Origin of the sequence: Cohnella sp. OV330 (assembly GCF_900112065.1) — a bacterium.
Taxonomy (GTDB): domain Bacteria; phylum Bacillota; class Bacilli; order Paenibacillales; family Paenibacillaceae; genus Cohnella.
The window spans coordinates 219,694-246,279 of sequence record NZ_FOKE01000010.1 but is presented as its reverse complement, the minus strand read 5'-3'; the positions used below and the strand labels follow the sequence as shown (position 1 = coordinate 246,279).

27 protein-coding genes are annotated in these 26,586 nt (G+C 61.4%); 14 read left to right on the top strand and 13 right to left on the bottom strand.

Annotated features, from left to right (window positions below):
- Positions 1-15 precede the first annotated feature (15 nt).
- Both BM235_RS22765 and BM235_RS22760 read left to right on the top strand, forming a co-directional pair.
- Positions 16-741, top strand: a complete 726-nt coding sequence (locus BM235_RS22765) for a CTP synthase C-terminal region-related (seleno)protein (RefSeq protein WP_090116542.1) — start codon at positions 16-18, stop codon at positions 739-741.
- Between the two features lie 159 nt (positions 742-900).
- On the top strand, positions 901-2,472 hold the full coding sequence (locus BM235_RS22760) for a methyl-accepting chemotaxis protein (RefSeq protein WP_158544003.1): 1,572 nt from the start codon (positions 901-903) through the stop codon (positions 2,470-2,472).
- Positions 2,473-2,565: 93 nt separating this feature from the next.
- Here the strand turns inward: BM235_RS22760 and BM235_RS22755 are convergent, their stop codons facing one another.
- Complete coding sequence (locus tag BM235_RS22755) at positions 2,566-3,879, bottom strand: hypothetical protein (protein WP_090116540.1); 1,314 nt, start codon at positions 3,877-3,879, stop codon at positions 2,566-2,568.
- 171 nt (positions 3,880-4,050) lie between these two features.
- Here BM235_RS22755 and BM235_RS22750 point away from each other — a divergent pair, with 171 nt between their 5' ends.
- The 3 genes from BM235_RS22750 to BM235_RS22740 all read left to right on the top strand — a co-directional run bounded on the left by BM235_RS22750 (position 4,051) and on the right by BM235_RS22740 (position 6,266).
- On the top strand, positions 4,051-4,458 hold the full coding sequence (locus BM235_RS22750; protein ID WP_090116539.1) for a MerR family transcriptional regulator: 408 nt from the start codon (positions 4,051-4,053) through the stop codon (positions 4,456-4,458).
- A complete protein-coding gene (locus tag BM235_RS22745; RefSeq protein WP_090116538.1) occupies positions 4,455-5,054 on the top strand; it encodes an NADPH-dependent F420 reductase in 600 nt (199 codons plus the stop codon). The genes BM235_RS22750 and BM235_RS22745 overlap by 4 nt, the downstream gene beginning before the upstream one ends.
- Before the next feature lie 225 nt (positions 5,055-5,279).
- A complete protein-coding gene (locus BM235_RS22740; protein WP_090116617.1) occupies positions 5,280-6,266 on the top strand; it encodes a Gfo/Idh/MocA family protein in 987 nt (328 codons plus the stop codon).
- Between the two features lie 22 nt (positions 6,267-6,288).
- On the opposite strand, the gene BM235_RS22735 is transcribed toward BM235_RS22740, so the two are convergent.
- A complete protein-coding gene (locus BM235_RS22735) occupies positions 6,289-6,732 on the bottom strand; it encodes a hypothetical protein (RefSeq protein WP_090116537.1) in 444 nt (147 codons plus the stop codon).
- A gap of 296 nt (positions 6,733-7,028) precedes the next feature.
- Here BM235_RS22735 and BM235_RS22730 point away from each other — a divergent pair, with 296 nt between their 5' ends.
- The 3 genes from BM235_RS22730 to BM235_RS22720 all read left to right on the top strand — a co-directional run bounded on the left by BM235_RS22730 (position 7,029) and on the right by BM235_RS22720 (position 10,855).
- The gene (locus BM235_RS22730; protein ID WP_090116536.1) at positions 7,029-9,728 is read left to right on the top strand and encodes a winged helix-turn-helix domain-containing protein; all 2,700 of its coding nucleotides are present in this window, start codon (positions 7,029-7,031) and stop codon (positions 9,726-9,728) included.
- Between the two features lie 153 nt (positions 9,729-9,881).
- The gene (locus BM235_RS22725) at positions 9,882-10,193 is read left to right on the top strand and encodes a hypothetical protein (RefSeq protein WP_090116535.1); all 312 of its coding nucleotides are present in this window, start codon (positions 9,882-9,884) and stop codon (positions 10,191-10,193) included.
- Positions 10,190-10,855, top strand: coding sequence for a hypothetical protein (locus BM235_RS22720; RefSeq protein WP_199408959.1), 666 nt, complete (start codon positions 10,190-10,192; stop codon positions 10,853-10,855). The genes BM235_RS22725 and BM235_RS22720 overlap by 4 nt, the downstream gene beginning before the upstream one ends.
- Positions 10,856-10,971: 116 nt before the next feature.
- On the opposite strand, the gene BM235_RS22715 is transcribed toward BM235_RS22720, so the two are convergent.
- Positions 10,972-11,400, bottom strand: coding sequence for an SRPBCC domain-containing protein (locus tag BM235_RS22715; protein WP_090116534.1), 429 nt, complete (start codon positions 11,398-11,400; stop codon positions 10,972-10,974).
- Positions 11,387-11,713 (bottom strand): ArsR/SmtB family transcription factor, encoded by a 327-nt coding sequence (locus BM235_RS22710; protein ID WP_090116533.1) that lies wholly within the window; start codon positions 11,711-11,713, stop codon positions 11,387-11,389. Before BM235_RS22710 ends, BM235_RS22715 begins: the two co-directional genes overlap by 14 nt.
- A 118-nt stretch (positions 11,714-11,831) precedes the next feature.
- On the opposite strand from BM235_RS22710, the gene BM235_RS32145 reads away from it, so the two are divergent.
- The 5 genes from BM235_RS32145 (at position 11,832) to BM235_RS22690 (ending at position 13,685) form a co-directional block, all read left to right on the top strand.
- Entirely contained in the window at positions 11,832-11,975 is a 144-nt protein-coding gene (locus BM235_RS32145; RefSeq protein WP_158544001.1) for a hypothetical protein, read from the top strand.
- Between the two features lie 14 nt (positions 11,976-11,989).
- Complete coding sequence (locus BM235_RS22705; protein ID WP_090116532.1) at positions 11,990-12,430, top strand: SRPBCC family protein; 441 nt, start codon at positions 11,990-11,992, stop codon at positions 12,428-12,430.
- Between the two features lie 117 nt (positions 12,431-12,547).
- Positions 12,548-12,880 carry an ArsR/SmtB family transcription factor gene (locus BM235_RS22700; RefSeq protein ID WP_090116531.1) on the top strand — a complete coding sequence of 111 codons (333 nt, stop codon included), beginning with the start codon at positions 12,548-12,550 and terminating at the stop codon, positions 12,878-12,880.
- Positions 12,881-12,889: 9 nt separating this feature from the next.
- Positions 12,890-13,147 (top strand): hypothetical protein, encoded by a 258-nt coding sequence (locus tag BM235_RS22695; RefSeq protein WP_090116530.1) that lies wholly within the window; start codon positions 12,890-12,892, stop codon positions 13,145-13,147.
- Between the two features lie 73 nt (positions 13,148-13,220).
- Positions 13,221-13,685 (top strand): hypothetical protein, encoded by a 465-nt coding sequence (locus BM235_RS22690; protein WP_090116529.1) that lies wholly within the window; start codon positions 13,221-13,223, stop codon positions 13,683-13,685.
- 266 nt (positions 13,686-13,951) lie between these two features.
- On the opposite strand, the gene BM235_RS22685 is transcribed toward BM235_RS22690, so the two are convergent.
- The 5 genes from BM235_RS22685 to BM235_RS22665 all read right to left on the bottom strand — a co-directional run bounded on the left by BM235_RS22685 (position 13,952) and on the right by BM235_RS22665 (position 19,370).
- Positions 13,952-14,650 carry a YjgB family protein gene (locus BM235_RS22685; protein WP_090116528.1) on the bottom strand — a complete coding sequence of 233 codons (699 nt, stop codon included), beginning with the start codon at positions 14,648-14,650 and terminating at the stop codon, positions 13,952-13,954.
- A gap of 27 nt (positions 14,651-14,677) precedes the next feature.
- The gene (locus BM235_RS22680; protein WP_090116527.1) at positions 14,678-15,790 is read right to left on the bottom strand and encodes a hypothetical protein; all 1,113 of its coding nucleotides are present in this window, start codon (positions 15,788-15,790) and stop codon (positions 14,678-14,680) included.
- Between the two features lie 13 nt (positions 15,791-15,803).
- Entirely contained in the window at positions 15,804-17,009 is a 1,206-nt protein-coding gene (locus tag BM235_RS22675; protein ID WP_090116526.1) for a TolB-like translocation protein, read from the bottom strand.
- A gap of 169 nt (positions 17,010-17,178) precedes the next feature.
- On the bottom strand, positions 17,179-18,678 hold the full coding sequence (locus tag BM235_RS22670) for a sensor histidine kinase (RefSeq protein ID WP_090116525.1): 1,500 nt from the start codon (positions 18,676-18,678) through the stop codon (positions 17,179-17,181).
- Complete coding sequence (locus tag BM235_RS22665; protein ID WP_090116524.1) at positions 18,675-19,370, bottom strand: response regulator transcription factor; 696 nt, start codon at positions 19,368-19,370, stop codon at positions 18,675-18,677. Before BM235_RS22665 ends, BM235_RS22670 begins: the two co-directional genes overlap by 4 nt.
- Before the next feature lie 414 nt (positions 19,371-19,784).
- On the opposite strand from BM235_RS22665, the gene BM235_RS22660 reads away from it, so the two are divergent.
- Positions 19,785-20,957, top strand: a complete 1,173-nt coding sequence (locus BM235_RS22660; RefSeq protein WP_090116523.1) for an acyl-CoA dehydrogenase family protein — start codon at positions 19,785-19,787, stop codon at positions 20,955-20,957.
- 14 nt (positions 20,958-20,971) lie between these two features.
- Here the strand turns inward: BM235_RS22660 and BM235_RS22655 are convergent, their stop codons facing one another.
- From BM235_RS22655 to BM235_RS22640, 4 genes are all read right to left on the bottom strand, one after another.
- Positions 20,972-21,406 carry a hypothetical protein gene (locus tag BM235_RS22655; protein WP_090116522.1) on the bottom strand — a complete coding sequence of 145 codons (435 nt, stop codon included), beginning with the start codon at positions 21,404-21,406 and terminating at the stop codon, positions 20,972-20,974.
- A gap of 164 nt (positions 21,407-21,570) precedes the next feature.
- Positions 21,571-22,740 carry an MFS transporter gene (locus BM235_RS22650; RefSeq protein ID WP_090116521.1) on the bottom strand — a complete coding sequence of 390 codons (1,170 nt, stop codon included), beginning with the start codon at positions 22,738-22,740 and terminating at the stop codon, positions 21,571-21,573.
- A 46-nt stretch (positions 22,741-22,786) separates the two neighbouring features.
- Positions 22,787-24,013 carry a M20 metallopeptidase family protein gene (locus BM235_RS22645; protein ID WP_090116615.1) on the bottom strand — a complete coding sequence of 409 codons (1,227 nt, stop codon included), beginning with the start codon at positions 24,011-24,013 and terminating at the stop codon, positions 22,787-22,789.
- 339 nt (positions 24,014-24,352) lie between these two features.
- Positions 24,353-26,542 carry an ABC transporter ATP-binding protein gene (locus BM235_RS22640; protein ID WP_090116520.1) on the bottom strand — a complete coding sequence of 730 codons (2,190 nt, stop codon included), beginning with the start codon at positions 26,540-26,542 and terminating at the stop codon, positions 24,353-24,355.
- Positions 26,543-26,586: the final 44 nt, after the last annotated feature.

Genomic DNA, 26,586 nt, shown 5'->3' with positions numbered 1-26,586 from the left:
AGGGAGCGGTAAACGATGATTCAAGTCGGATTGATTGGCGATTACAAGGCAGAGGTCAAGGCGCATATCGCTATTCCTCAGGCGCTGCGGCTGACTGCTGACGCACTCGGCTTGCAGGTCGACTGCGATTGGATTCCGACGACCGCGCTCTCAGATGCGTACGAGTCGAAGCTATCGGCTTATCAGGCGCTATGGATCGCCCCGGCGAGTCCGTACGCAAGCATGCAAGGCGCGTTAAACGGCATTCGTTATGCCCGCGAGAACCAAGTCCCTGCACTCGGTACCTGCGGCGGATTTCAGCATATGATCATCGAATTCGCGCGGGACGTCATGGGCTTGGCAGGGGCCGATCACGCGGAGATCCATCCCGAGAGTCCGATGCTGCTCGTCACGCCGCTGTCCTGCGCTTTCCGCGAGCACGTGCATCGGTTCCTGCTCGCACCCGGCTCCCGAACCGCGGCCGCTTATGGTGCATCCGAGACTTTCGAGCAATACGGTATCTGCAACTATGGACTCAACCCCGCATTCGGCGCGCAAGTAGCGCAAGCAGGATTCCGCATCGCAGGGGTCGATGAGGACGGAGAGACGCGCATCATGGAGCTGGATGGACATCCCTTCTTCTTCGGCACGCTGTTCCAGCCGGAGCGGTCTGCGTTTAAGAGGATCGTGCACCCGCTTATTCGCGAATTCGTTCAGGCAGCAGCGGCAGGCGCAGGCAAAGCGCGGGAATGGATGGAATAGGAGAAGCCGCAGCCCCCGCTCCCGCTCAACAGCCCCTCCCGCTACCACCCCCGCAAAAAAATGCGCGGTACCGCAATGAATTTGCGGTTACAAGGGCTTTGTCGGATTTTATCATAAGTGTAGTACTTTATGATCAATCCGAAATGGGGACGTGCACCTATGAAGCTCACCGTAGCGAAGAAAATGTATGCCAGTTACCTCATTGTCCTGATCCTGCTGGTTCTTGTCGCCGTTTGCGGCTTTCAAGGGATGAACAAAATCCAAGACCAGACGAACAATATCGTCACGGACGCGATTCCCGTCTCGATGGCCGCATCCAATCTTATGACCTCGCTCGTCAACGAAGAGACGGCGACGAGAGCTTTTCTGATCGGCGCAGACGAGAAGTATTTGGATACTTACCAGAAAGGCGTACAGGGCGTGCAAGACGATCTGCGCGATATCGACGGTCATCTCCCGAACCATCCGATCATGAAAACGCTGATCGACGAAGCGAAGCCCCAAATCGAGGCGATCGAACAATACTTCCAATCCCAGATCGCGCTTGTGCGTGCCGGCAACAGTAAAGAAGCGCAGTCGAAGGTAGGGGACGGCAAGGCGTTGTTCGCCGATTTCCGGGAAACGCACGGCAAGATCGAGCAGGACATCGCGAAGATTGTCATCGATGCCTCGCAAAGGGCTTCGGACGCGAAGCGGAATGCGCAGATCCTTATGTTCGTGATCAGCGGCATCGCGCTGGCGGCGACGCTTGCCTTGGCCTATGTAATGACGCGCAGCATCTCCGGTCCGGTCCGGCTCGTGACCCGGACGCTCGGCAGCGTGGCGGGCGGGGATCTGACCGGGAGCGAACTGCGTATCCGCAATAAAGACGAGATCGGCGAGATGGTCGCATCGCTGAACGCGATGAAGGACAGCCTGAGGCAACTGATCGGACTTACGTCCGCTTCCGCCATCAATGTGTCGGCCGCTTCGCAGCAGATCTCGGCGAGCACGGAGGAGATCGCCGGCAGCAGCGCCAGCCAGGCCGATGCTTCGCTGACGATGAACCATCTCTTTAAGGAGCTGTCGGCGGCGATCTATTCGGTCGCGCTCAACGCGGAGGAAGCGGCGGATCTGTCGAACCGTTCGCTCGACATCGCGAAGAACGGCGGCGACGTGATCCGGACGTCGATCGCCGGCATGAACGCGGTCAGCTCGCAGATGAACAAGCTGGAGACGGACTCGAACAAGATCGGCGAGATCATCGAGGTCATCGACGATATTTCCGATCAGACCAACCTGCTGGCGCTGAACGCGGCGATCGAGGCGGCGAGGGCCGGCGATCAGGGACGCGGGTTTGCGGTCGTCGCCGACGAAGTGCGCAAGCTGGCGGAGCGCAGCGGCGAAGCCACCAAGCAGATCACGGCGATCATCCGGGTCATTCAGCAGAGCACCCAGCAGAGCGTGCGCGCGGTTGCGGACGGCGTCGCCTCTTCGATCCAGACGGGGGAAGCCTTCGACCAAATCATAGAGACCGTCCAGCGGACCTCGGAGAAAGTCACCGAGATCGCGGCGGCCAGCGAGGAGCAATCGGCTCAGGCCAACGAAGTGCTGAAGTCGGTGGAGCATGTGGCGTCGGCAAGCGAAGAGTCCGCAAGCGCGGCCGAACAGACGGCGGCAACCTCGCAGACGCTGGCGACGCTGGCCGAGCAGCTTAGCGCGTCGGTGCAGCGGTTCAAGGTCAATCGGTAAATGCCGTCATCCATACCCTAATGGCCGGCATCCGGCCAATGGACCAAGAGCCCGCTCCAATGCGAATCGGAGTGGGCTCTTCACCTATCAAGACTAAACTATTTTTTCAATGCAGGCGATTTGGTTGCCATTAATGATCAAGGTCAGCTTATCAGAAACGGGAATGATATCCGGGAAAGCTATTGTTCCATTGTCCATCGTTATCGTAAAGCGGGGTTTGCCATGCGAGTCAAGCGAATAGACGTTGCCGACATTGGCGCTGAAGTAAACGTTGCCGCTTCGATCCGAACGCATGGTGAACGAAGCCAGGCTGATTCCTCTGGCTATGTCCGTCTTAGACAATTGAAAGCGCCATTTAATTTTTCCGGTTGCCCAGTCTTTGTCCGTCAAGGTATTCGTAGGTTCATCCAACTCGTAAATGCCTCCAGACTGATCGAGGGAGAAACCCGTCGTGTACTGGTAGAGCACTTTTTTGTCAGTCAAGGGAGAGAGCCGGCCGTTCTTGTCAAAAGAATAGGCCTTGAGGGTACGCGTCTGTGCCTTGAAGTCGAACTTCTGCGAGATCAGGTAGCCCCCCCAGATGAAATAGCCGACATCTGGCTGTACGGAAGCCGACCATTGGACGACGCCTTGCTGATCGATTTGAAGCAGCGCACCTTCAAAATGAAGATAAGTAAAACCCTTGTCATCGCAAAAAAGATCCAAGAGATTTGCGGCATGATAGGTATGGCCGCCAGATACGAATTGAGACAAATTCCAGCGAACGGCACCGTCTGGTTTGTAAGAGGTAAGACCTTCCGTCGTCAGCAGCAAAAGATTGCCGTTGGCATCGCCAGCATTCGGATAGCCTAGCACAAATCCGCCCTTGTCTACGACCTTTTGGACGGTCACGGACGGAATGCTTACATGCGCTCCCTGGACGCTGATTCGCTCGATGCCGCTAAGCGGCAGTAAAGTCTCATCCCTTTCTCCCGACAGACCGATATGACCGTCTCCTTCATTTAGAAAATAGACCGTACCGTCGGTTCCGACTGTCCGGGTACGATTGAAGTCAATCTGCAAGGGCATTTCCCAGAGTACGTTTCCGTTCAGGTCTATGGACATCGCGGAATCGAAGGAGGTGACTAGTATTCGTTTGCCGCCAACAATTAAGTCAGCCTCGTAATTCTGATAAGGGTTAGAATCCTCAAGGGACCATTTCAATCTGTATTCTTTAGCGTTTTTGAGTACCCAGTTCTTTCCCCGGTCGTCCTTGAGTTTAAGTTTCTGAGTAACGGTCATCGGGTCGACCTGCACGGGCTGCACCTGTCCCGATTTTTTGACCGGCGAGGCTGCAGTCGCAGAGCTCTGGGTGAAAAAGGCCAATGCTAAAACAATCGTTAATCCGGCCAACCATGTTCGTCTCATCCGACAGATCCTCTCCATACCAAAGGTGAATAGAAAAATCGCGTTTTCCAACTAGATATTACCATATAAAAATGGCGCTTGATATCTTCATCTCGCAGATCAACTAACTGTTGACCTGGAGTCAACTCCAGCCTCTACAATAGTCATAGCGAGACGAGAGGAGGCGTTCGGATGTATTCGATCGGCCAAGCGGCGGAGCTGACGGGGTTCAGCATCGATACGATCCGGTACTACGAAAAGATCGGTCTGACGAAGCCGCCGGAGCGGAGCCCGGGAGGGCTGCGGTCGTACAGCGAGGACGACCTGAAGCTGCTGTCCTCCTTGCATTGCCTGAAGCGGACGGGGCTGGCGCTGGAGGAGATGAAGGCTTTTCTGCAGGAAGGACGGTGCTTCGCGAATCCCGCGTTCCCGCTGAGCGGCGAGGACCGGGAGGCGATCGAGAGCCGGACGCGCATACTCGGGGAGCATCTGATCCGCATGGAGGCGCAGTACCGGGCGCTGGCCGACGTGATCGGGCAGACGAAGGAGAAGCTGGACTTTTACCAAGACCTATTGAATAAGGAGGCTGCGGCGAAATGAAAATCGCGTCGATCGGATCGGGACATATAGGCGGAACGCTCGGCAAGCGGTGGGCGGCACATGGGCATGAAGTGATGTTCGGCTCGCGCGATCCGCGCGGCGAGCGAATGACGGACTTGCTGGCGGAGGCGGGGCCGAACGCGCGGGCCGGCACGGTCCGGGAAGCGGCCGCATTCGGCGAAGCGATCCTGTTGGCCGTACGGCCGGAGCACGTGGAGCAAGCGCTGGCGGAAGCCGGCGATCTCAGCGGCAGGATCCTGATCAACTGCATCAACCGGTACGACGGCGCGTCCGCGGAAGCCGAGGTGCGGCGCCTCGCGCCGGGCGCGCGGATCGTCCGCGCGTTTCATACGCTGCCGTGGGAGGTACTCGCCGAACCGCGATACGAAGCGGGCCGTGCGACGGCATTCTTGTACGGGGACGATCCGTCGGCGACGGCGGCCGTCGCCGGATTGGCCGCCGATATCGGACTTGACGCGGTCGACGTCGGCAGTCCGGAAGCGATGGCGAAGACCGAGGCGGCGAACGGCGCGCTGTGGAGCGTGCTAGGACCGAGGTTCGGGCGGACGTACAGCTTGCAGGTGCTTAGACGCTGAGACTCTCGCAATTGAAAAGGACGAAGCAGGCAGATGCCGCTTCGTCCTTTATGGTTGAGTGCGGGGCTGTCGAGCCAAGAGGAATTTTACTTGTAAAATTTGTCCGAGTAGCCGATCATCGTCTTATAGTTGTCCTCGGCCGCTCTAGGGGCTAAATGTTGGACGTAGGCGGACAGTTGGCAGTCATCATCCTTTTAATCTAAGAGCGGAAAGGCGTGGATGAGCATGGTTTATCGTGTAGCGGTCGTCGGCGGAGGCGCTATCGCGGAGTCGCATCTGGAGGCGATCGCCCGGATGGAGCAGGTTGACGGCGCTGCCGTTGCGGATCTGGTCGGTGAGCGCGCGGAGGCGCTTGCCGGCAAGTACGGAGCGGCTCCGTACACCGATTATCGGGAGATGATCGTCCGGGAGCGGCCGGATATCGCCATCGTCACGCTGCCGCATTATTTGCACAAGGAGGCCGCTTTGTTCTGCCTGGAGCAAGGGTGTCATGTGCTGCTAGAGAAGCCCATGGCGCTGGATGTCGACGAATGCGACGAGATCGTCGAAGCGGCGCGGCGAAGCGGGTCTGCGCTGCTCGTCGGTCACACGCAGCACTATATTCCGGAGAACCGGGCGGCCAAGCGGATCATCGAAGAAGGCAGCCTGGGCCGGCTGGTCATGGTCAACGACGTTCGCAACGTCTACTACTTCCGGGAGGACCGCCCGTCCTGGTTTTTCAGGCAATCGCTCGCAGGGGGCGGCATTCTGATGAATCTGGGCTCTCATTCGATCGACAAGATCACCTGGCTAGCAGGCTCCGAGGTGGACAAGGTCTCGGCCTCGGTGAGCGACCAGGGGGAGAAAGGCGATATCGAAGGGAGCGGTATGGCTTTCCTTCGTTTGCGAAGCGGCTTGCCCGCTGCGATCTCGCTGTCGGGCTACAAAGGCTATGCGCGGAACGAAACCGAGCTCGTATTCACGGATGGCATGCTGCGGCTCGAGACGGGCAAAGCGCTCTGGATCAGCCGCGGCGGGGACTACGAGCGGGTGGAGACGGAGGCGCAGGAGCTTCCTTTCGCTTTCGTCCTGCAGCTCGAGGATTTGATCGATTGCATCGAAGGGCGGCGGGACGCGGCGGCTTCGCTCGCGCACTCCCGGCACGCGATCGCGGTCGTGCGGGCGATCTATGCTTCGGGCGCTTCGGGACGGGAGGAGACGGTGACGCCTTAGAGAAGGCGTCCGTTTAAGGCCGTTACCTGATTTCTACGTATTTAATGGGAAGCGTCATGCGCTTCCCTTCCGTTGCGATTTCAATGCCGACGCCTTTGGACAGCCATGCTCGCTTCAGCGGTTCATCCATATAAAAACGCTGCCTCAATACGGTCTCCTGATAGGGTTTTAGCAGAAAAGGCGTTTTTCCTTTACGGTCATCCTCTTTGACTTCAATCCGATCCAGGCCGTCTATCTCCCTCAAATGCGGGTCTAGAAATACGACATAGGCTGCAAACGAAGCGTCCTTATCGGCGTAATTCGCGATGACGGCATATACCTCCAATATATTCTCGTCAACACGCCATCTGACCAAGCTTTGCTGTTCCAGCAATAACCCCTCTTTTGAAGGAGATCCGGACAAAGGGGCGCAAGACGTGCAAGTCAGGACCAGTAAAATAAAGGCGTATACGGCGCTTTTAAACATAGTCGGCCCTCCAGTCGTCAGGTTTTGAACAATTGATCCAGCTTGCCAAACTGAATTCCCGGCTCCATGACAGCTCCGCTCGATTGATCGACCGTACCCGGGCAGGGAAGCACGGTCAGCGCATTCCCTCATTATTTTCCATATGGTGGTTAGACGCGCATGCATGGAGAAAAGTTACTGGCCGTCATCCCGCAGCTCGCTAGTGCGCTGGCACGCATAACTTGCAGTGGAGAAAAGAAGCCATTCAAGCTATCCTATTGGATATGAACCGATAGAATGGGGAAACCGATTCAACCATGAATGCGCAGATCCTAACCACGAAGCTGTATATCCCCGTGTCCCGGTCCAAGACCGTTCCGCGCCCGCGTCTGTTCGAGCGATTGAACGAAGGTCTGGACCGCAAGCTCACCCTTGTCTCCGCCTCCGCGGGTTTTGGCAAGACGACGCTGATCGGCGAATGGGCGGCCGGGTGCGGCCGTCCTGTCGCGTGGCTCTCCTTGGACGAACGGGATAACGACGCCACGCGTTTTCTGACTCATCTCGTCGCTGCGGTGAACAGGGTAGCCGAGCCTATCGGAGGAGACGGAGCTCTCCCGCGCATGTCCCAACCGTCGTCTACCGAATCCGCGCTGACCATCCTGCTCAATGAGGTCTCTTCCCTCCCGACCCCTTTCGTTCTGGTTCTCGACGATTTCCATGTCATTCGCGCGAAACCGATCGACGATGCGGTTGCCTTCCTGCTTGAGCATCTCCCCCCGCAAATGCACCTGATCATCGCGACCCGGGAGGATCCGCAGCTGCCGTTAAGCCGGTTGCGCGTACGCGGCGACTTGACCGAGCTGCGTGCCGCGGACCTGCGCTTTTCCGCCGGCGAAGCGGCCGCATTCTTCAACGAGGCGATGGGCCTGGCGCTATCGGCGGACGACATTGCCGCATTGGAGAGCCGTGCCGAGGGCTGGATTGCAGGACTCCAGCTGGCTGCGCTCTCCATGCGAGGGCGCGAGGACATTCCGGCATTCATTCGCGCGTTCGCCGGAGACAACCGGTACATCATCGACTATCTGGTCGAAGAGGTGCTGCGCCGTCAGCCGGAATCGATGCGGCGCTTTCTGCTTCAAACCTCCATCCTCGAGCGGTTGTCCGGGCCGCTGTGCGATGCCGTCACCGGCGAAGGGGAAAGCATCGCGCGATTGGAAGCGCTGGAGAAGGGTAATTTTTTTGTCGTCCCGCTGGATGACAGGCGCGAATGGTATCGGTACCATCATCTCTTCGGCGAGGTGCTCGCCGTCCATTTAAAGGCGGACCAGCCGGATCGGGCAGCCGAGCTGCATCGGCGTGCAAGTCTATGGTACGAACAGCGTGGCTCGGCGGCGGATGCAATCCGTCACGCATTGGCGGCGGGCGATGTCGCGCGAGCGGCGGACCTGATCGAGCTTGCCTGGCCGGCGATGCGGAGACTTAGGCAAGGGCTTGCCGTACTGGGCTGGCTGAGAGCGCTGCCCGACGAGCTGGTACGCGCCAGACCCGTCCTGAGCGTCGAATTCGCCTGGGCGTTAATGGCGGGCGGGGAGTTCGCGGCCGTCGAGGAGCGCCTTCGGGACGCGGAACGCTGGCTCGAAACAACCGCGAGCAGCCACGCGAGCATGGCCGACAGGGTCGTCGTGGACGAAGAAGAGTTCAGTCATCTTCCGGGCACGATCGCCGGGTATCGCGCCGCGCGTGCCCAGGTGCTGGGCGATATCCCGGCAGCGATCCAATATGCCCGGCGGGTCCTCGAACTCGTGCCGGAGGGAGATCATCTCCGGCGCGGCGCGGCGGCGGCGCTTCTGGGGCTGGCGGCGTGGACGAGCGGCGATCTCGAGACCGCGTACCGGATGTTCGACGATGGTATGGCCGGCGTGCTGCTGGCCGGAAATATCTCGGACGCGATCGGGGGCACGATCGCCTTGGCCGATATCCGGATTGCGCAAGGCCGGCTGCGCCAAGCGATGCGGGTCTACGAGCGAGGCTTGGAGCTCGCCGAGGCGCATGGCGAGCGTATGTCGCGCGGGACGATCGATATCCACGTGGCGATGAGCGAGCTCAGCCGCGAGCATAACGATCTTCAGGCAGCAGCGGATCGCCTGTTGACGGGCAAGGAACTGAGCGAGCGCGCTCTTCGTCCGCAAGTCGGCTCTCGCTGGCACGTCGCCATGGCCCGGATCGCGGAGGCGAACGAAGACTTGCACGGTGCGCTCTCGCATTTCCAAGAGGCGGAGCGGCTGTATAAAGGCCACTTTTTCCCCAATGTGCGTCCGGTCTCGGCGATGAAAACACGGGTCTGGCTCGGGATGGGGAAGCTGGACGATGCCCTCGATTGGGTGCGGGAGCAAGGATTGTCCGTCGAGGACGAGCTGTCTTATCTGCGTGAATTCGAGCACGTCACGCTCGCAAGGGCGCTCTTGGCGAAGTATAGGCGCGATCGCACGGACCATTCGATCAGTCAGGTATTGGGGTTGCTTGAACGCTTGCTCCAAGCGGCAGAGGAAGGCGGGAGGACGGGGAGCGCGATCGAGATTCTGATCCTGCAGGCGATGGCTCATGATGCCCAAGGCAACCGCCTTGCTGCGCTTGGGCCGCTGGAACGCGCCTTGGCCTTCGCCGAATCGGAAGGCTACGTCCGCGTCTTCGCGGACGAAGGGGAGCCCATGGCCGCCTTGCTTGAAGCTGCTTTGAAACAGGGAGTCTCCCCCGGTTATATCGCTCGGCTTCTGTCCGCGTTCGGCAGAGACGAGCGCAGAGCGACGCCCGAGCAGGCGCTAAGCGAGCCGTTGAGCGATCGGGAGCTGGAGGTGCTCCGGCTGTTCCGAACCGAGCTGAGCGGTCCGGATATGGCCCGCATGCTCCATATCTCGCTGAATACCCTGCGGTCTCATACGAAGAATATTTATAGCAAGCTCGAGGTGAACAACCGCCGCGCTGCGGTTCGCCGGTTGGAAGAGCTCGAATTAGATTAGCGCTTCCGCGTCTCTCAACAGCCCCGTTCTGGTCGGTTTAGCGACCGGCGCGGGGCTTTTTCGCTGCATAAATCACCACTTGTGGTGATGCGGACGCCTCGCGCGATCCTGTATCTTAACCTTAGCGGAAAGCACAAAGGAGGTAGCGCAGATATGGAAGGGTCGCAAGGATCTACGGAGAACGATGAGGAGCCAAGACGGTACGAGATCCGCGTAAAAGGACATCTTGATTCCAGATGGGGAGAGCGGTTCGAAGGGTTAAGTTTTACCCGCGACAGCAACGGAACGACCGTCCTCCGCGGTCCGGTGGCCGATCAGGCGGCTCTTCACGGCTTGCTTAGGAATATACGAGATTTGGGCTTGCCGTTGATCTCCGTCGTCGGGGTGAGCTCCGAACGTTCGAACGAGCCTGAGGGCACGACACGCATAGCTTCTACTTTGATGAAAGAGGAGACGAATCGATGAACGCGAACCGCACAAACGAAGGAAATAACAAGATCACCGCCCCCGGCCTCATTCGTTGGTCAGGCGTGGCGGCTATGCTGGCAGGGATTCTGTTCATCGTCATCCAGATGATTCATCCGGCCGATGTTCTCTCGTCCGTAACTACCGACGCATGGGCCGTTGCCCATTACTTAACCATCTTGATGTGTCTCCTCGCCTTGATTGGCATCACGGGGATCTACGCCAGGCAAGTCGAGAAGGCCGGATGGCTGGGCCTGGCAGGCTATCTCCTGTTCAGCCTCGAGTTTGCGCTTCTCATGGCGCTTACCTTCATCGAAGCTTTCATTTTGCCGCTGCTCACGACCGACGCGCCGAAGATCGTGGAGGGATTCCTGGGGCTTTCAAGCGGAGCGGGCAGCGAGATTGACCTTGGCGCGCTTGCCGCCGCGGGACCGGTATCGGCCGTCGCGTATTTGCTCGGCGGTCTGCTGTTCGGCATCGCCACGTTCCGCGCGGGCATTGTATCGCGCGGGGCGGCAGGCTTGCTCGCCTTTGGGGCCGTCGCTTCTCTGGCTGCCGCCGTGCTCCCGCACGAGCTCGGCCGGCTCGCGGCGGTGCCGATGGGCTTGGGACTGGCCTGGCTGGGATACTCGCTTTGGTCCGAAAAGCGCGAGCTCAACTGAAGTTAGAAAGGAATAGGAGCCGGCTACGTTCCGCTTGCAGCATCGCTGCAACCAGGAAAATAGCCGGCTCCTTTCCGCATTGTCGGATTCATGCATCGCTTGTTCGGTCCAAGGGGCTACGCGGAGGCTTGTTCTTCTCCGGCCGCCCGGATGCGGGGCATGAAATGCGTCCAGCCCTTGACGTGCGATTCGATCTCCGAGGCGGGCAGGCCCGTATGGATCAGCGTGAGCAGCGTGCCGCTATCTTGGGGCGTCAGCTTGAACGTCAGGGTGCTCGATCCGGGCGGTACCAGTTTCGATTTTTCCCAGCCCCAGGTCATGACGACTTTCTCATAAGGGACGATCTCCTGAAGTTCGCCCATCGCGATGTCGCTTCCGTTGATGTCGATCCGGAATTTGCCGCCGATGTTCGGTTCGAGCAGGACGTGACGCCCCATCCAACGGACCACTTTCTCGGCATCCGTGAAAAAGGAAAACAGCGTCTCGGGACGGCATTCGATGAACATTTCTTTCGTGATCGTTTCAGTGGTATCAATCGGATTCATGTTTTCGATTTCTCCTCTCTTCTTCTTCCGCGGCTTCCTTCAGGCGCAGCAAGCTGTCATCCCAGAAGCTGTCGATGTACTGCTTCAACGATTCGAACCCTTCCCTCCTAATCCCGTAATAGCGCTTCGTACCTGCCCGCCGGATCACGACAAGGCCGGCTTCTTCCAGTACTTTTAAATGCTGCGATACGGCTGACGCTGAAACATCGAAATGCGACGCGATGGTGCTGGAGGGGAGCTCCCCGTCTTGCACGAGGCGCAAGATATCTCTCCGCCGGGGCTCCGCCAAGGCTTGGATGATGGGATCGATCATGCTTTTATTTTAGCATCCACTTAATTTAGTGTCAACTTAAATAATAAATGAAACGGAGGACGACTTATAATATCCTGGCCTTAGGAAACAATCCAAAGCAAAGAAACGAGGAGTTCCGATGTCGATGCAAGGTCCAAGCGAAGCCGCCAAAGCGTTGTTCGCGTCCGTATCGCCTTTGGATGCCCGCGTGACCATAAAGCCGATTTTCGGCTCTTTGGCAGGCTTCATCAAAACCAAGCGAAGCCTGAACAACGCAACATGAAGGGAGGCGGAGGCATGGTCGACGTTCAGACGGACATTCTCGTTCTGCGCCCCAAAGAGATCGTGGCGGCCTATGCGGCCGATCCGGATCGCGCCCCGGAATGGTACGTCAATATCAAATCGGCGGAATGGCGGACGCCGAAGCCGCTCTCGACGGGGTCCAAGATCGCCTTCAAGGCGGATTTTCTCGGGAAAGAGCTGGCCTACGTCTACGAAATTAAAGAATTCGAAGACGGCGAGCGGCTGGTCATGAAGACGGCGGACGGTCCTTTTCCGATGGAGACGACTTATACTTGGGAAGCTGTCGGGGCGGATCATACCCGTATGACGCTGCGGAACAGGGGGAACCCGCGGGGCTTCTCGAAATGGATGGCTCCGTTCATGTCCTTCATGATGCGCCGCGCGAATCGGAAGGATCTGAAGCGGATCAAGGAGATACTCGAGAGTCGCGGCTAAAGGCTAGGAGCAGGCGACGCGACATCAAAGAACCGAGCAGACAAGATCTGCTTGGTTTTTTTCTGTACGTTTCGAACATCGCTTGACGTCCTTACACCTGTAAGTTATTATTTACACATGAAAAACAATAATGTTAACCCAGGGGGAGACGAAGTTCTTGCGATGCTGTCGGCGCTCGCCAATCCGCACAGGCTCCGGATCGTAGCCACGCTGGCGACCGGCGGACGCAACTATGTCAGCCAGCTCGCGCGCGAGATCGGGATCAGCCGTCCGCTGCTTCATCTGCATCTGCAGAAGCTTGAGGCTGCCGGTCTCGTCGTCAGCCAGCTCGAACTGTCTCCCGACGGCAAAGCGCTGAATTACTTTGAAGTAACCGACTTCGGCCTTGCGCTCACGCCGGCGACCATCGCGCAGGCGGCGAAGTCGCTGACCGACCAATCTGAACAGTAGAGGTGCACTATGTCCGGAAGTTTGTATTTGTTAACGATTTGCCTGCCGCTCGCGACGCTGCTGCTGATCTTCGGCATGCGGTATTTCTCGGCCATCCAGCAAGCGAAGCTGCGGTTCGCGAGCGACGAGGCCTATCGGCAGCTGGCGGAGCGGGCCGTGGCGGGCCAGACGGAGGCCGCGACCGCGCTGGCTTCCATCGAGGAGTCGCTCTCGGACCTCAAGACGCGCGTCGGAACGATCGAGAAGGTTCTTCAAGAAGTGGGATAACCCGAGGCTTAGGCGCCGGACGGGTAGCCAGAGTTCGCGATGAAAAAGCACAAGAAGACGAGGAGACGCGCACATGAGGGAATTATCGCTGTTTCGCCTGTACTTGCTGAGAGCCGGTTATCTGTTTATCGCCGTCGGCCTTGCAATTTTTATGTGGCCGGACTTCATTCGGCAGATGGCCCATCCGGATCCGCAAAGGGAGCTGATGGACGGCGTGGTCGCATGCATGCAGGCGGCCTTGAGCCTGCTGGCGCTCCTTGGGCTGCGTTACCCCTTGCGAATGCTGCCCGTGCTGCTATGGGAGATGCTGTGGAAGGCGATCTGGCTGCTGATCGTGGCGCTCCCGGCCTGGTCTTCCGGTCAGATGACCGACGCGATCGCGGAGAATGTGTTCGCCTGCGCGTTGGGCGCGGTCGTGGCCATTACCGTGCCTTGGGATTATGTCTTCAAGCAGCTCGCGGGAAAGCCGGGGGATCGGTGGGCGAAGGGGGCTGCGACGGGGACCGCGGCGGGGACCGCGGCGGACGTTGGTGGTTGACGACTATCCTGCAAAAGTACAGCATTCATGAGCCGAATAGTGAATTGATGCGGTCTATCGCGCAAAAGTGCACGATAAGATTCGGTTTCCGGCCATAATGCGTGTGTTTTCGGAGAAAATCCTGTACTTTTGCACGATAGGCGAGACGACGATGGGCGAGTCGTGAAGGCGATCCTGCACTTTTGCGCGATAGGGCGTTTTCTGCTATTCACGATTAAAAGCCGCCAGGGCTTACGCCTTGGCGGCTTGGTCGTTAAGCGGGGCTCTTAACCCGCCATATTGTTGTGCGATCCCGTCTTCGAGAAGACCGAGATATGATCCACCTTGCCCGTAGACTTCGGAATGACGAACTTCAACTGAAACTCCTTGCCGGTCTCGTAGACGTAAATGGTGTCGTCGCCGTTCTTGGTCGTGGACGACGGCTTGCCCAGCGTCTGCTCGATCTGCAGCAGCGTCAGCTTTTGCAGCTTGGCGTCGCTAGAACGGATGTCGAAGAGCTGGCTGCCTTTGTTGTAGCCGAACACGGCATGGTGCTTGGCGTAGACGGCGTAAAAGCCTTTGCCCGCCATGTCGTCCGAGTCGGCCTTGTCCCAGTCGTCCCGGACGTCGTCGATGAGCGAATCGTGCACGACGTACTTGATGCCGGGCGCCTTGCCTTCCTTGGCGAGCTTCATCAGTTCTTTAATCTGATCCGCGACCTCCGCGGAGATCTTGGTCGGCGCGGCCGAGGCCGGAGCCGATTCGCTTGCCGGCGCGCCTGCCGAAGGGGAGGCCGCCGCATCGGTCCCGCTGCCGGCAGAAGCCGAAGGCGAAGCGGGAGCCGATGCCGGTGCGGAAGCGGAAGGCGATGCGCTTGGCGCGTCGTTTCCGATAGAAGAGGCCGATCCCGCGGAGTTGCATGCGGCGAGCACGAGCACGCCGGCCAGCGCGAAGCCGTAGGACGCCGTTTTGAAAGATACCTTCATGATGCGGGCCTCCTTAAAATGATTGCCTTATTTCAGTTTGGCGACGCCGACGGCGATCTGTTCCATCTTTGCCTTGTTCAGCGCGCCGTCCGGGGAGCTGATCGTGACGAACCGGTCGTCGAGCTTGAAGGTCAGCATGTCGGTGCCGGAAGGCTTATACCACTTGGCTTGAACGCCGTTCGACAGGGTGACCTTCGTGCTGTCGTAGCCGTCCGAGTAATCGCGAGGCGATACGTTGACGGTCATATGGGAAAAGAGGAAGTTCACGCCGTCGCCGGTCGCCGCGGCTTGCTTGAAGGCGTCGTCGCCGGCCATGAGCGTCGGTGCGTAAGCCGTCGTGAAGCCGTCAAACCCGGCAAAGGCCGTCTTGATCGCTTTGAACTGCGCATCGGTGTAGGAGACGATGGCCAGACCGGCGGTGCTGTCGGGTTGCTTGGCGACGCCGACTGCGATTTTCTCGAGCTGCGCCTTCGACAGCGCGCCGTCCATGGAGCTGATCGTGACGAACCGGTCGTCGAGTTTGAAGGTCAGCATGTCGGTGTCGGACGGCTTATACCACTTGGCCTGGACGCCGTTCGACAAGGTCACGTTCGTGCCGTCGTACTCGAAGGAATAATCGCGAGGAGAGACGTTTACGACCATATGCGAGAAAACGAAGTTCACGCCGTCGCCGGTCGCGGAAGCTTGCTTATACGTATCGTTCGCAGCCATCAGCGTCGGCATGTATGGCGTCGTGAAGCCGTCGAATGCCGCGAATGCAGCCTGGATCTCTTTGATCTGCGCCGTGGTATAGCCGATGCTGGCCAGATCGGTCGATTGCGGAGGCGTATTCGGCGTAGCCGTGGTGATCACGACCTGATTGGTCTTCGGATCGAAGGTCAATTGGACGTCCAGGGCGCCGGCCAGCGCGCGAACCGGGAGATACGTCGTGTCGTGGTACGTGATCGGGGTGAGCTTGTTGCCGTTCGCGTCCGTCGGGACATAGGCGGAGCCGTTGACCTTGATGCCGATGCCGCTGTTCAGGAAGGCCGTGATTTTCTGCATATTCGTGCCTGCGTAGACGCCTGCCGCGCCCGTGATCGTCATGCCGAGCACCATGGCGCCGAGTACCGATTTTTTCATCATATTGTTGTTTTTCATGAGTTCCATCTCCTTAAGGGGTTTGTTGGTTTTTAAAATCGATGATCTCCGTGACGGGCAGGTCGCCCTTGCCTGAGGCCGTGACGCCTAATCTCGTGCCGGAGGGATTCCAGCTGAGCGGATATTGGGGAAAAGCGTTCGGGACGACGGGAACGACCGTGCCCGAAGCCGCGTCGAACAGGTAGACGCCGTTCATGCCGCTGCGGTCTTCCGCGTATACGGCGAAGGCGAGCTTCACGGCATCGGCGGACCAACTCATGTAAGGGATCAGATCTCCATTGCCGATCGCCGAGCCTTGCTGGCGTCCGTCGGCGCCGTAGAGGAGCAGACGCGCCGCCGTTCCGTCTTGGCCCGGGCCCGTCGATACGGCGATTCTGGCGCCGTCCGGCGCGACCTCGAAGCCGGATACGCCGGTGACGAGCACGGTTGGCTTCGACGCGGTCCCGTAGGCCAGCGTATTCAGGTTCTGCGCCTGATCCGTGTAGTAGACCCGGCCGTGCGACGCCGTGAAGGTCGTGAACAGCTCGGTCTCCGGATCCTCCAGCTTCACCTTGGATACGGAGCCGTCCGTCTTGACGGCCAGGATGTCGCCGCGTCCGTCCATGGAGCCGGCCGCGAGAAGATAAGTGCCTTCGTCGACCCAGCCGCCCGACTCGAGATAGTTGGCGCCCGGGATCTCGGTCATGCCGCCGGTGGCGACGTTTTTGACGAAGTTGCGGGCCGTATATTTATCCTTCCACTGCTGCACGAAGGCGAATTTGCCGTCGGGAGACGGGGTTTCCTTTACAAGCGCGGGCGTGTCGCCTTCCGTCTCGGGCAGCTTCGCGGGCTTGCGGGCGTCGTTCGTCAGATCGACGGTCTCGGCAGCGTAGCTGAATTTCGCCTCTTCCGTATCGGTGCCCGGCTTTTCGAGCTTTGTCGTCGTGACCCTCAGCGCGTCGTCCGAGAGCCAAGCGTCGATCGCCGCGCCCTCGAAGCGGTGGATGCGTTCGATCGCGACGTCGCTGCGCTTCGGTGCGTCCGTCTCCTTGACGACGGTCAGCTTGCGGCTGCCGCCGCCGGCTCCCTGCGCGGCGGACGCATCGTCCGTTGGCCCGGCGCTCGCGCCGGAGGCGACGGGGATCGGCTCGCCGTTTTTGGCGCTGCAGGCTGTCAGTTCGAGTGCGAGCATGAGCAATACCGTGAGCTTAACGGCGATCTCTCCTTTTTTGTTCGGCATGGACAGGTCCTCCTGACTGATGTGGATCTCGCCAGGGAGCAGCTGCGGCGAGGCGCCTATACCGCGCTGCCCTGCGTCCGTCGTCCCTGTCTTGAGATCAGTATAGAATCGCGATATATCGAAGCCATATCCGGCATGTATCGAAGTTGTAAACAATTCGGAGCGCCGTTTACGACTCGCGCTTCGGCTCCCTTACCGGCAGCTCGAGCACGAATCTGGAGCCGTCCGGGCCCGATTCGGCGAGCCGAACGGCGCCGCCCTGCTTCTCCGCGAGGCTGCGGACGAGCGACAGCCCGAGACCGGTGCCTCCGGTGGCGCGCGAGCGGTCGCCGCTGACCGTATAGAACGGATCGAAGATGCGCGACTGCGCGTCTTCCGGAATGCCGCGTCCGGTATCGGCGACCTCGACGACCATTCGGGTCTCGCCCGTCTCGCCCGACGTCTGCCGGTTGCTCAGCGCGACAGAGCCGCCCGGCACGTTGTACTTGACCGCATTGTCGAGCAGGTTCAGCACGATATGCGTCAGATTGTCGGGGTCCGCCCAGACGCTGCCTTCCTGGAGATTCAGCGTCATGCGAATGCCCGCGGCGTCGGCTTTGACCCGGATGCGCTCGGCGGCTTCCTTTAATAAAGGCGCGAGCGCGACCTGCTCCGCCTTCGTCTCGAAGTCGTACACGTCCATCGCGGACAACTGAAGCGCCTTTTCGACCAATTCGTACAGCCGCGCGGCCTCCATGCCGATGCGCTCCCTCGCCCTGCCGAGCAGCGCCGGGTCGTCCGCGTACATCTCCAGCAGATCCGCGTAGGCGCGGATCGAAGTCAGCGGCGTCTTCAGCTCGTGGCTGATGTTGCCGATGAACTGCTTCTGCTGGCGCTCGAGCTCCGTCAGCCGCGCGATCGCTTCCATGAGCTTGCGTTTCTCCTCGTGGAGCTGCGTTACCGACGACGAGATGCTGCCGCTCATGTCGAAGATGCCTTCGGCCAGCTCGCCGAGCTCGTCCCGGCGTCTCACTGGGGCGGCGGACAAGTACTCGCCGCGTCCGATCTGCTGGGTCGCCCGGTTCAGCCGGCGGATGACGCTCACCTGTCGGCGGACGAAGAGGTAGCCGAGGAGGAAGCCGCCCGCGAGCACCGCGAGTCCCGCATACAGGAACAGATCGCGGATGCGCTCGTAAAACGCGTTCTGGTCGGCTAGCGACGCGTGAAATTGGACCGTGCCGAGCAACTGGTCGGCATTGTAGAGCGGAGCGAGGTATAAGAGCGCGTCGCCTTCCGTAATATAAGCGGACATGCCCTGGGCGGTGTAGGCCAACGCGTCGGACGCGTCCGTCCGGGGCTGGATCGGCAGCGACGTGCCGGCCAAGACGCCGTCCGTATCGTAGAGCGTGACCGGCATGCCGCTTAATTCCCCCAGGTCGACGGCCAGCCGCTGTGCGTTTTTCTCCATGAAGGGCTTCGCCTCGACGCGTTCGCCGGTCAGGAAGGCGTCGCGCACGCGCAGATTCGCGGCCTCCGCCTGGCGGGCGAAGGTCTGCTCTAGCCGCTCCTTCTGGTCTTCCCGAATGCCCGACAGCACCTGCATGCTCAGCGCGGCGACGACGGCGGCCAGCAGCAGCGCGAGCAGCAGCGACTGCTTGCCCTGCAGGCCGATGCGCACGCCGCGGCTCATTCGGACGGCCTGGCGCTCTTGTAGCCGACGCCGAACACCGTCTGGATGAGGCTCTGCGCCTCGCCGAGCTTGCGCCGCAGCCGCTGGACGTGAATGTCCACCGTCCGCGTCCCTCCCGCGAAGTCCATGTCCCACACCAGCTCAAGCAGGGCCTCCCGGGTGTACACGCGCTCCGGGTTGGCCGCCAGCAGCTTCAATAGATCGAACTCCTTGGGCGTCAGGTCGAGCGCATGCCCGGCCACGCGGGCCGTCCGCGAGAGCGAGTCGATCGCGAGCGTGCCGAGGCGCACCGTCTCCGTATCGGCGGCCGGCGCCGCAGGCTGCGCGTGATCCTGCATCCGGCGAGCGAGCGCCTTCACGCGGGCGAGCAGCTCGCGGATGTCGAACGGCTTGGTCATGTAGTCGTCCGCCCCGAGCTCGAGCCCCAGCACCTTATCCACGATATCGTTTTTAACGGTGAGCAGCAGAATCGCGGGACGATCCCTGCCCGCCAGCTTGCGGCATACGTCATATCCGCCCATGCGCGGCATCATCACGTCCAGCACCATCACGTCCGGCCGCCACGCTTCAACCTTTTCCAGCGCTTCGACGCCGTCCCCCGCCGTCTCCACCTCGTATCCCTCGCGCCCAAGCGCATAGGCGACCGCTTCCGAGATGCTCGCCTCGTCGTCTACTACCAATACACGCACCATGCCGGTCCGCCCGCCCTTCCCCGTTCGAGTTTCTCTAATAAACATTCATACCCCTAAACGCGCGGAACATGCAGAAGGGTGCAGAAGCGATAGGGACAACCTGAGCGGGCAAGAAGCAGCGGCGGACCCGGGAGCCTTTATTTTGGGGAAAAGGGTTGCGAATCGAGGTGGAGCGGACCGGGGAGACGTTATATGTAACTGTAGAGGTTGAACGGGGCCTCTGCGAAGAAAATAGCGGACTTGGTGTCCTTGAAGTCGTCGTTTCCGTCTATTCCGGGAGGAATAGCGGATATCCGGTCCGTTTCCCATAGCGCCCGCTTGCTCGTCCGCCCGCTTCGCCGCTTGATCCGCCCCCTAGAACATGCTAGGCTCATAAGCAACATAGAGAGAAGAGACGAAGTGGAGGAACATGCGATGACGGACACTTTTGCAAGGACGGACGCCGAGCGGGAGCGCCTTGCGCTGATCGGGGGAATGGCGGATTCGTTCAAGCCGCTGGCCCAGGCCGTCGACCAGGAGGGCGGCTTCGCGTTCGAATCGGCGGAGCGGCTGCGCGCGTCGGGCTATACGACCTGGGCGGTCCCGCGCGAGTACGGCGGCGAAGGCATGACGGTCTACGAGATGGTCCTCTATCAGGAACGGATCGCCACGGGCGACCCGGCGCTGGCGCTGGCGATCGGCTGGCATGTGAGCACGGTGGCCGAACTGGCGGCGAAGAAGTCGTGGGACGAGGACAAGCTGGCGCCGTTCCTGCGGGCGGTCGCCGAAGGCAAGCTTATGAACCGGGCGGCGACAGAAAAAGGGACGGGCAGTCCGTCCCGCGGCGGCAAAATGCAGACGACGGCCGAGCGGAGAGGCGAAGGGTACGTGGTACGGGGGCGCAAAACGTTCACGTCGCTTGCGCCGGTGCTGGACCTCGTCGTCGTCAACACGACCCTGATCGAAGGGGATACGGAGGAAGCGGCCGATTTCCTGATTCCGATGGACACGCCCGGCGTCTCCGTAGACCCGGTCTGGAACATGATGGGCATGCGCGGCACGGGCAGCCACGATCTCGTGCTGGACGACGTCGTGCTTCCCGCCGAAGCGCTCGTCTACCGTGCATCGGCAGGCAAGCGCGGCGGCCAGGCCAATCCGCATCTGCTGCACGTGCCGGCCTGCTACCTCGGGGCGGCGCTCGCAGCCCGTGAAGAGGCGCTTGCATTCGCGGCCTCCTATCAGCCCAATTCGCTCGACCGGCCGATCCTGCATCTGCCGCATATCGGCACGCTGATCGGCGAGATCGATCTGGAGCTGGCGGCGGCCCGTCATTTTATGTACAGCGTCGCCGCGCGGTGGGAGCACCCCGTGGCCGACGAGGCCGGCGGCATCGCCGAGCTCGGCGCGGTCAAGGTGTTCGCGGTCCGCACGGCGCTCTCCGTCGCCGACAAGGCGCTTCGCATCGCCGGCGCGCACGGGCTGGCCCAGTCCCACCCGCTGCAGCGGCTTTTTCGCGACATCCGGTTCGGACTATCCAATCCGCCCATGGAGGATGCGGTGCTGCGGTTGTACCACCAGCGCGCGATTCAGGAGACGGCGCTTCCTTAACGACAGGGTCCGCCTTAATCCGAGAAAGCGATCGCGTTGAAGCTTTCCATGCCGATTCGCGTCGCTTCGGACGTGCAGAATAAAAATAAAGTATAAACGAGTTCGTTGGACGATGGATTAGGCACATTGTAGTCGGATGCGATAATCGTGACGACTTGTATCGGCGATACGGTGTTGCCGGTTCCGTAGAGCGCGTAGGCGACCGGCGTGCCCGTCAAGTCCGTCCCGCGTACGATGGCGATCGTAATGACCGTATCGGACGTTAGCGGTTCGGGCAGGCGAAGCTCGGCGATTGCCGAGAACTGTACCGTGACGTTGCCGCTCGCTCCGGCGGTATTCAGGCCGACGACCCCGATCGGTGTCGGCGTGTTCGCCGGCAGTATCGTCGTTGACTCGAGGTCGGCATAGCTTTTATTTTGCGAGGTTCTGGCATCCAACAGACGCGTCATGAAGTCACTCCTCCTTTGCTGAGTTGCACGATATGGTATGTGCGACCGCAAGGGACGGCTTGTGTAGATTATACGAACGGCCGAAAAATAGACTGACGGACGAAGCGGAGACGAGCGGAACGCGCGAATGAACAAGCCGCAGTAGGAGAAAGGCCAGCACTGGCTTAAGCCAGCTTGCCGGCTTTGACATACCAGGCCGCACTGAGGAGGACGACGCCGGTCAGGATAAAGATGAAGGGAATGCCGGTCCAGCCGCCGAGCAAGCCGCCGAGCAGCGGTCCCGCGACGATGCCGAACTGGCTGGCCGACTGGCTCAGACTGACCGCCCGCCCGCGGAATTCTTTGTCGGCGTAGTGGACGACGAGCGCGTTCATGGCGGGATAGACGGCCGCGAAGAAGAGCCCGTAGCCGAAGCGCAGCAGCGCGAAGCCGGCGATGTTCTGCACGAAGGCCTGCAGCAAGCTGCCGATGCCGCCGCCCAGCAGTCCGATGAACAGCGTTTTGCCGTACCCGATCCGCCCGCCTACTTTTCCCCAATAAGGCCCCATGATCACCGTCGCCACGCCGACGGCGGAGAAGACGATGCCCGAGCTAAGCGCGGCGTCCTTGGCGGCGGCGCCGATCCGCACGACGTATATCGTCAGCAGCGGCTCCAATATGAGCACCGACGTCGATACCGTCAGGATCAATGCATAGACAGCCGGCAGACCGGGCGTGGCGGCGGCGCGGCGGATGTCCTGCAGGACGCTCTGGCGGACGGGCGCGCGGCGCTCGCGGACTTCCTTGACCGCCAGCACGATGGCCGCGGCGATTAGCGTGATGACGCCGGACGCGATAAAGCAACCCCGCAGGCCGACCCAATGGGCAAGAGCGCCTCCCGCCAAGGGACCGAGAATGCCGCCGGCGGCCGTCGACGTCGAGATGACGCCGAGGGCGTAGCCGACGTGCTTTTCGGGCGTGCGGGAACCGACCAGCGTCAAGGCGGCGGGGCTGAAGCCGGCCATCAATCCCTGGAAGATCCGGACGAGGATGAACGAGAACGGGTCGTATACGAAGTAGTTGGCGAGATGCGCGAGTCCGAGGCCTACGCCGGAGCGCACGAGCATCGGCTTGCTGCCGAACCGGTCGGCGAGAGAGCCCCAGAAGGGCGCGCAGAGCCCGCTGATCAGGAAGCTGATCGAGATGGAGATGCCGGACCAGGCCTCGAGTCCGCGGCCGATGCCAAGATCATGTTCGAGGAACAGCGGGAAAAAGGGGACCGATAGCGTATAGGCGAGATGGTTCAGAAACAGGCCAATCCATAAGATGTACAAGTTGCGTTTCCAATCGGGCACCGGGCCGCCTCCTGTTCGTATGCGTCCCCGGCGCCTTTTTGCGCCGTCAGTCCGTCGGACGCTCGGCCAGCGTCAGCGCCAGGAACAATTTGCCGGCATGCAGCAGCGCGCGCTCGTCAATGTCGAAACGCGGATGGTGATGCGGAAATTGGGTTCGTGCTTCCGCGTTGCGCGCGCCGACATGGATGAACGCGCCCGGACGCCGCTCTAGGTAATAGGCGAAGTCCTCCGCGCCCATCACCGGCTCGAGCGCGATGAACGCCTCTTCGCCGAGCGCTTCCGCGATGGCCCGGCGTGCGGTCTCGGTTTTATTCGGATCGTTGACGAGCGGCGGATAGCCGTTCGCGTATTCAATCTCGGAGCTCGCTCCGCCGGCCGTGCTGATGCCGCCAGCGATCGCGCGCACGTCCGCTTCGATCTTCGCGCGCAGCGCAGGATCGAAGGTGCGGACGGTGCCTTCGATCTCCGCGGCCCCCGCGATGACGTTAAAGGCGGTCCCGGCACGGAATACGCCGACAGACACGACGGCGGACGCCAGCGGATTCACTCTGCGGCTGACGATCTGCTGCAGGCCGCCCACGATCTGGCTGCCGATGACGAGGGCGTCGACCGTTTCGTGGGGGCGCGCGCCGTGCCCGCCTTTGCCGACGACCTTGATCTGGAAGGCGTCGACGGCGGCCATCGCCGGACCGGCGCGAAGACCTGCGCGGCCGAGCGGGATCTCCGAAGAAAGGTGGATGCCGTAAACTTCGTCGACGCCGTCCAGGCAGCCGTCCTCGATCATGAACCGGGCGCCGCCCGGCGGCTTCTCCTCCGCGTGCTGGAACAGGAGCACGACGTTGCCCGCCAGTTCGTGGCTGTGCGCCTGCAGCACGCGGGCGACGCCGAGCAGCACGGCCGTGTGGCCGTCGTGGCCGCAGGCGTGCATCGCCCCGTCCGCCGTGGAGCGATAAGGCGCGTCCTTCTCGTCCTGAATCGACAGCGCGTCGAAGTCGGCGCGCAGCGCCAGCGTCGGACCGGGACGTCCGCCGCGGATATAGCCCAGCACGCCGCCGCCGGGCAAGCCGTCGGCTCCGTCTTTAGCGAGATCAAGCTCCCGCCGCCAGCCTACGCCCGTCCGCGTCTCGATCCCGAATTCCCGCAGCTTGTCAGCTACGAACGCGGGCGTGCGGCGCTCGGTGAACGAGACTTCGGGATGCCGGTGCAGATGCCGCCGCCAGCCGACGATCTCCCCCTCGGCGCTCGCCAGTTCCTCGTACAGCCGATCCAGCAGACTCATGTGCAGATCCTCCTCCAAAATGACAGACCGTTTCCTCTACATCCGCACGGCAACCCGCGCTCTCCGCAACAGTACCTTTCTCGCTTACAACACACCCGTCGTCGCTCGCGCCGCTCCAACGGTGCTTTTCTCGCTTACCGTAACTCGCTTTTCCCGCAACAGTGAATTTCTCGGTTAAAGCACGCTCAACCGTCGTTCGCGCCGCTCCAACGGCGTTTATCTTCCTTGCAGTAACCTGCTTTTTCTGTAGCGGTACTTTTTTCGCTTACAGCGCTCAATGTTGTCGAACGCACGGCTCCAACGGTACTTTTCTCGGTTACAGCGCCCAGCCCCTTACTGCAGCGGATAATGGCAAGCGACCGAACGATCGCCGTCCAGCGGCAGCAGGTCCGGCGATACGGACCGGCATCGGTCCGTCGCCAGCGGGCAGCGGGTGTGGAATCTGCAGCCAGCCGGCGGACGCGCCGGGGACGGAATCTCGCCTCGGATGGCGGCTGGCTCGGTCCGAAGCCGCGGATCCGGGTGCGGGATCGAGTCGATAAGGGCCCGCGTGTACGGATGGGCCGGACGCCGGAACAACTCGCGGCTCGGCGCGATCTCCACGATCCTGCCCAGGTACATGACGGCGATCCGATCCGAGATATGACGGACGACGTGCAGGCCGTGGGCGATGAACAGGTAAGTTAACCCCAGCTTCTGCTGCAGGTCCTGCATCAGGTTGACGACCTGCGCCTGCACCGATACGTCCAGCGCGGACACGGCCTCGTCGGCAAGCACGAACTTCGGATGGAGCGCGATGGCCCGCGCGATGCCGATCCGCTGCCGCTGGCCGCCCGAGAATTCGTGCGGGTGCCGCGATAAGATCCCGTGGTCGAGTCCGACGGCGGCGAGCAGCTCCTCGACGCGCTGCTTTTTCTCTTTGCCCGCCAGGCCGTGATGGACGGCGAGCGGCTCGCCGACGAGATCGCCCACGTTCCAGCGAGGATCGAGGGAGCCGTACGGATCCTGGAAGATCATCTGCATATGCCTGCGCGTCTGCCGAAGCCGCGAGGCGCCGAGACGGGTCAAATCTTCGCCCTCGAACAGCACGCGCCCCGACGTGACGGGCTCCAGCTGCAGCAGCAGCCGGCCTAGCGTCGACTTGCCGCTACCCGATTCGCCTACGAGCCCGAGCGTCTCGCCTTCCCGGATGGAAAAGGAGACGCCGTCCACCGCGCGTACGAACGTCCGGGAGCGTCCGGGGAATCCTCGCTTGATCGGATAATACTTGCACACGTCCTCCACCTTAAACAGCTCGACGCTCCCAGTCTTCGCCTGCTCCGCCTGCGTCGTCCCGTTCTCTTTGCCTTCTTCAAGCAAGACGCGCACCGTTTCCGGCGCCGGCGGCTCGTGCGCGGTCAAGCCGCGATTCGGCACCACCACCGCGGACTCGCCGTGTTCTGGCGCAACGACCGAGGACACGCCGCGATCCGGCCATAATGCCGCGCCCGCGGATTCGCCGCGATCCGTCGCCTCTCCCTGCGCCTCCCGGGCGCTAAGCGCGCCGTCCTGCAGCAGCGCGTCCGCGTGCCAGCAGGCGGCTTCGCGGCCGCCCCGCTTGACGAGCGGCGGCGCCGACGCTCGGCACCGGTCGGTCGCGTGCGGGCAGCGGGGATGGAACACGCAGCCCTCCGGAAGCTTGCTCAGGCTCGGAATGCTGCCCGCGATAGCGTAAAGCCGATCGCCCTTCTCCGTATCGAGCGTGGCGACCGAGCGCAGCAAGCCGCTCGTGTACGGATGATGCGGCTGCGCGAACAGCTCGGCGACCGTCGCCTGCTCGACGATGCGGCCGGCGTACATGACGACGATCCGGTCGGCGATCTGCGCGGCGATGCCCAGGTCGTGCGTGATCAGCAGGATCGACATGCCGAACTCCGCCTTCAATTCCTGCAGCAGGTGGAGGATCTGCGCTTGAATCGTCACGTCGAGCGCCGTCGTCGGCTCGTCCGCGATGAGCAGCTCCGGCCCGCAGGACAGCGCGAGCGCGATCATCGCGCGCTGGAGCATGCCGCCCGATAGCTCGCCGGGGTACTGCTTCATGCGCAGCTCCGGCTCCGGGATGCCGACCCGCGCGAGCAAGCTCGCGGCATGCGCCTTGGCCTCGGCCTTCGTCTTGCGCTCGTGCCGCAGGATCGTCTCGACGATCTGGTAGCCGATCGTGTAGACGGGGTCGAACGCGGCCATCGGCTCCTGGAAGATCATCGCGATCCGCTTGCCCCGCAGGCTGCGCAGCTCGCCTTGGGTGAGCGCCGTCAGATCGACGCCGTTCAGCGCGATCCGGCCGCCTTCGATTTGCCCGTTCTCGTAGTCGACGAGCCGCATGACCGCCTTGGAGGCGACGGTCTTGCCGCTGCCCGACTCGCCGACGAGACAGACGGTCTCTCCCGGGGCGATCGTCAGGGACACGTCGTGCAGGGCTTGCAGGAATCCGCGCTTCGTACGGAAGCCGACGGACAGTTGTTCGATCTCTAGCAGGCTTTGCATGACAGACTCCTTTCTGTTAAGGGACCGGACGGTCTTGGCGGCTA

Excerpts from the sequence above, each read along its gene's own strand:
- BM235_RS22745 (WP_090116538.1), top strand. The coding sequence starts at position 4,455 with ATGAAAATCGCGTCGATCGGATCGGGACATATAGGCGGAACGCTCGGC.
- BM235_RS22670 (WP_090116525.1), bottom strand. The coding sequence starts at position 18,678 with ATGAGCCGCGGCGTGCGCATCGGCCTGCAGGGCAAGCAGTCGCTGCTG.
- BM235_RS22700 (WP_090116531.1), top strand. The coding sequence starts at position 12,548 with ATGAAAAACAATAATGTTAACCCAGGGGGAGACGAAGTTCTTGCGATG.
- BM235_RS22730 (WP_090116536.1), top strand. The coding sequence starts at position 7,029 with ATGAATGCGCAGATCCTAACCACGAAGCTGTATATCCCCGTGTCCCGG.
- BM235_RS22655 (WP_090116522.1), bottom strand. The coding sequence starts at position 21,406 with ATGACGCGTCTGTTGGATGCCAGAACCTCGCAAAATAAAAGCTATGCC.
- BM235_RS22690 (WP_090116529.1), top strand. The coding sequence starts at position 13,221 with ATGAGGGAATTATCGCTGTTTCGCCTGTACTTGCTGAGAGCCGGTTAT.
- BM235_RS22715 (WP_090116534.1), bottom strand. The coding sequence starts at position 11,400 with ATGAATCCGATTGATACCACTGAAACGATCACGAAAGAAATGTTCATC.
- BM235_RS22640 (WP_090116520.1), bottom strand. The coding sequence starts at position 26,542 with ATGCAAAGCCTGCTAGAGATCGAACAACTGTCCGTCGGCTTCCGTACG.
- BM235_RS22695 (WP_090116530.1), top strand. The coding sequence starts at position 12,890 with ATGTCCGGAAGTTTGTATTTGTTAACGATTTGCCTGCCGCTCGCGACG.
- BM235_RS22720 (WP_199408959.1), top strand. The coding sequence starts at position 10,190 with ATGAACGCGAACCGCACAAACGAAGGAAATAACAAGATCACCGCCCCC.
- BM235_RS22675 (WP_090116526.1), bottom strand. The coding sequence starts at position 17,009 with ATGCCGAACAAAAAAGGAGAGATCGCCGTTAAGCTCACGGTATTGCTC.
- BM235_RS22710 (WP_090116533.1), bottom strand. The coding sequence starts at position 11,713 with ATGATCGATCCCATCATCCAAGCCTTGGCGGAGCCCCGGCGGAGAGAT.
- BM235_RS22680 (WP_090116527.1), bottom strand. The coding sequence starts at position 15,790 with ATGAAAAACAACAATATGATGAAAAAATCGGTACTCGGCGCCATGGTG.
- BM235_RS22685 (WP_090116528.1), bottom strand. The coding sequence starts at position 14,650 with ATGAAGGTATCTTTCAAAACGGCGTCCTACGGCTTCGCGCTGGCCGGC.
- BM235_RS32145 (WP_158544001.1), top strand. The coding sequence starts at position 11,832 with ATGTCGATGCAAGGTCCAAGCGAAGCCGCCAAAGCGTTGTTCGCGTCC.
- BM235_RS22750 (WP_090116539.1), top strand. The coding sequence starts at position 4,051 with ATGTATTCGATCGGCCAAGCGGCGGAGCTGACGGGGTTCAGCATCGAT.
- BM235_RS22755 (WP_090116540.1), bottom strand. The coding sequence starts at position 3,879 with ATGAGACGAACATGGTTGGCCGGATTAACGATTGTTTTAGCATTGGCC.
- BM235_RS22760 (WP_158544003.1), top strand. The coding sequence starts at position 901 with ATGAAGCTCACCGTAGCGAAGAAAATGTATGCCAGTTACCTCATTGTC.
- BM235_RS22735 (WP_090116537.1), bottom strand. The coding sequence starts at position 6,732 with ATGTTTAAAAGCGCCGTATACGCCTTTATTTTACTGGTCCTGACTTGC.
- BM235_RS22725 (WP_090116535.1), top strand. The coding sequence starts at position 9,882 with ATGGAAGGGTCGCAAGGATCTACGGAGAACGATGAGGAGCCAAGACGG.
- BM235_RS22660 (WP_090116523.1), top strand. The coding sequence starts at position 19,785 with ATGACGGACACTTTTGCAAGGACGGACGCCGAGCGGGAGCGCCTTGCG.
- BM235_RS22765 (WP_090116542.1), top strand. The coding sequence starts at position 16 with ATGATTCAAGTCGGATTGATTGGCGATTACAAGGCAGAGGTCAAGGCG.
- BM235_RS22705 (WP_090116532.1), top strand. The coding sequence starts at position 11,990 with ATGGTCGACGTTCAGACGGACATTCTCGTTCTGCGCCCCAAAGAGATC.
- BM235_RS22740 (WP_090116617.1), top strand. The coding sequence starts at position 5,280 with ATGGTTTATCGTGTAGCGGTCGTCGGCGGAGGCGCTATCGCGGAGTCG.
- BM235_RS22665 (WP_090116524.1), bottom strand. The coding sequence starts at position 19,370 with ATGGTGCGTGTATTGGTAGTAGACGACGAGGCGAGCATCTCGGAAGCG.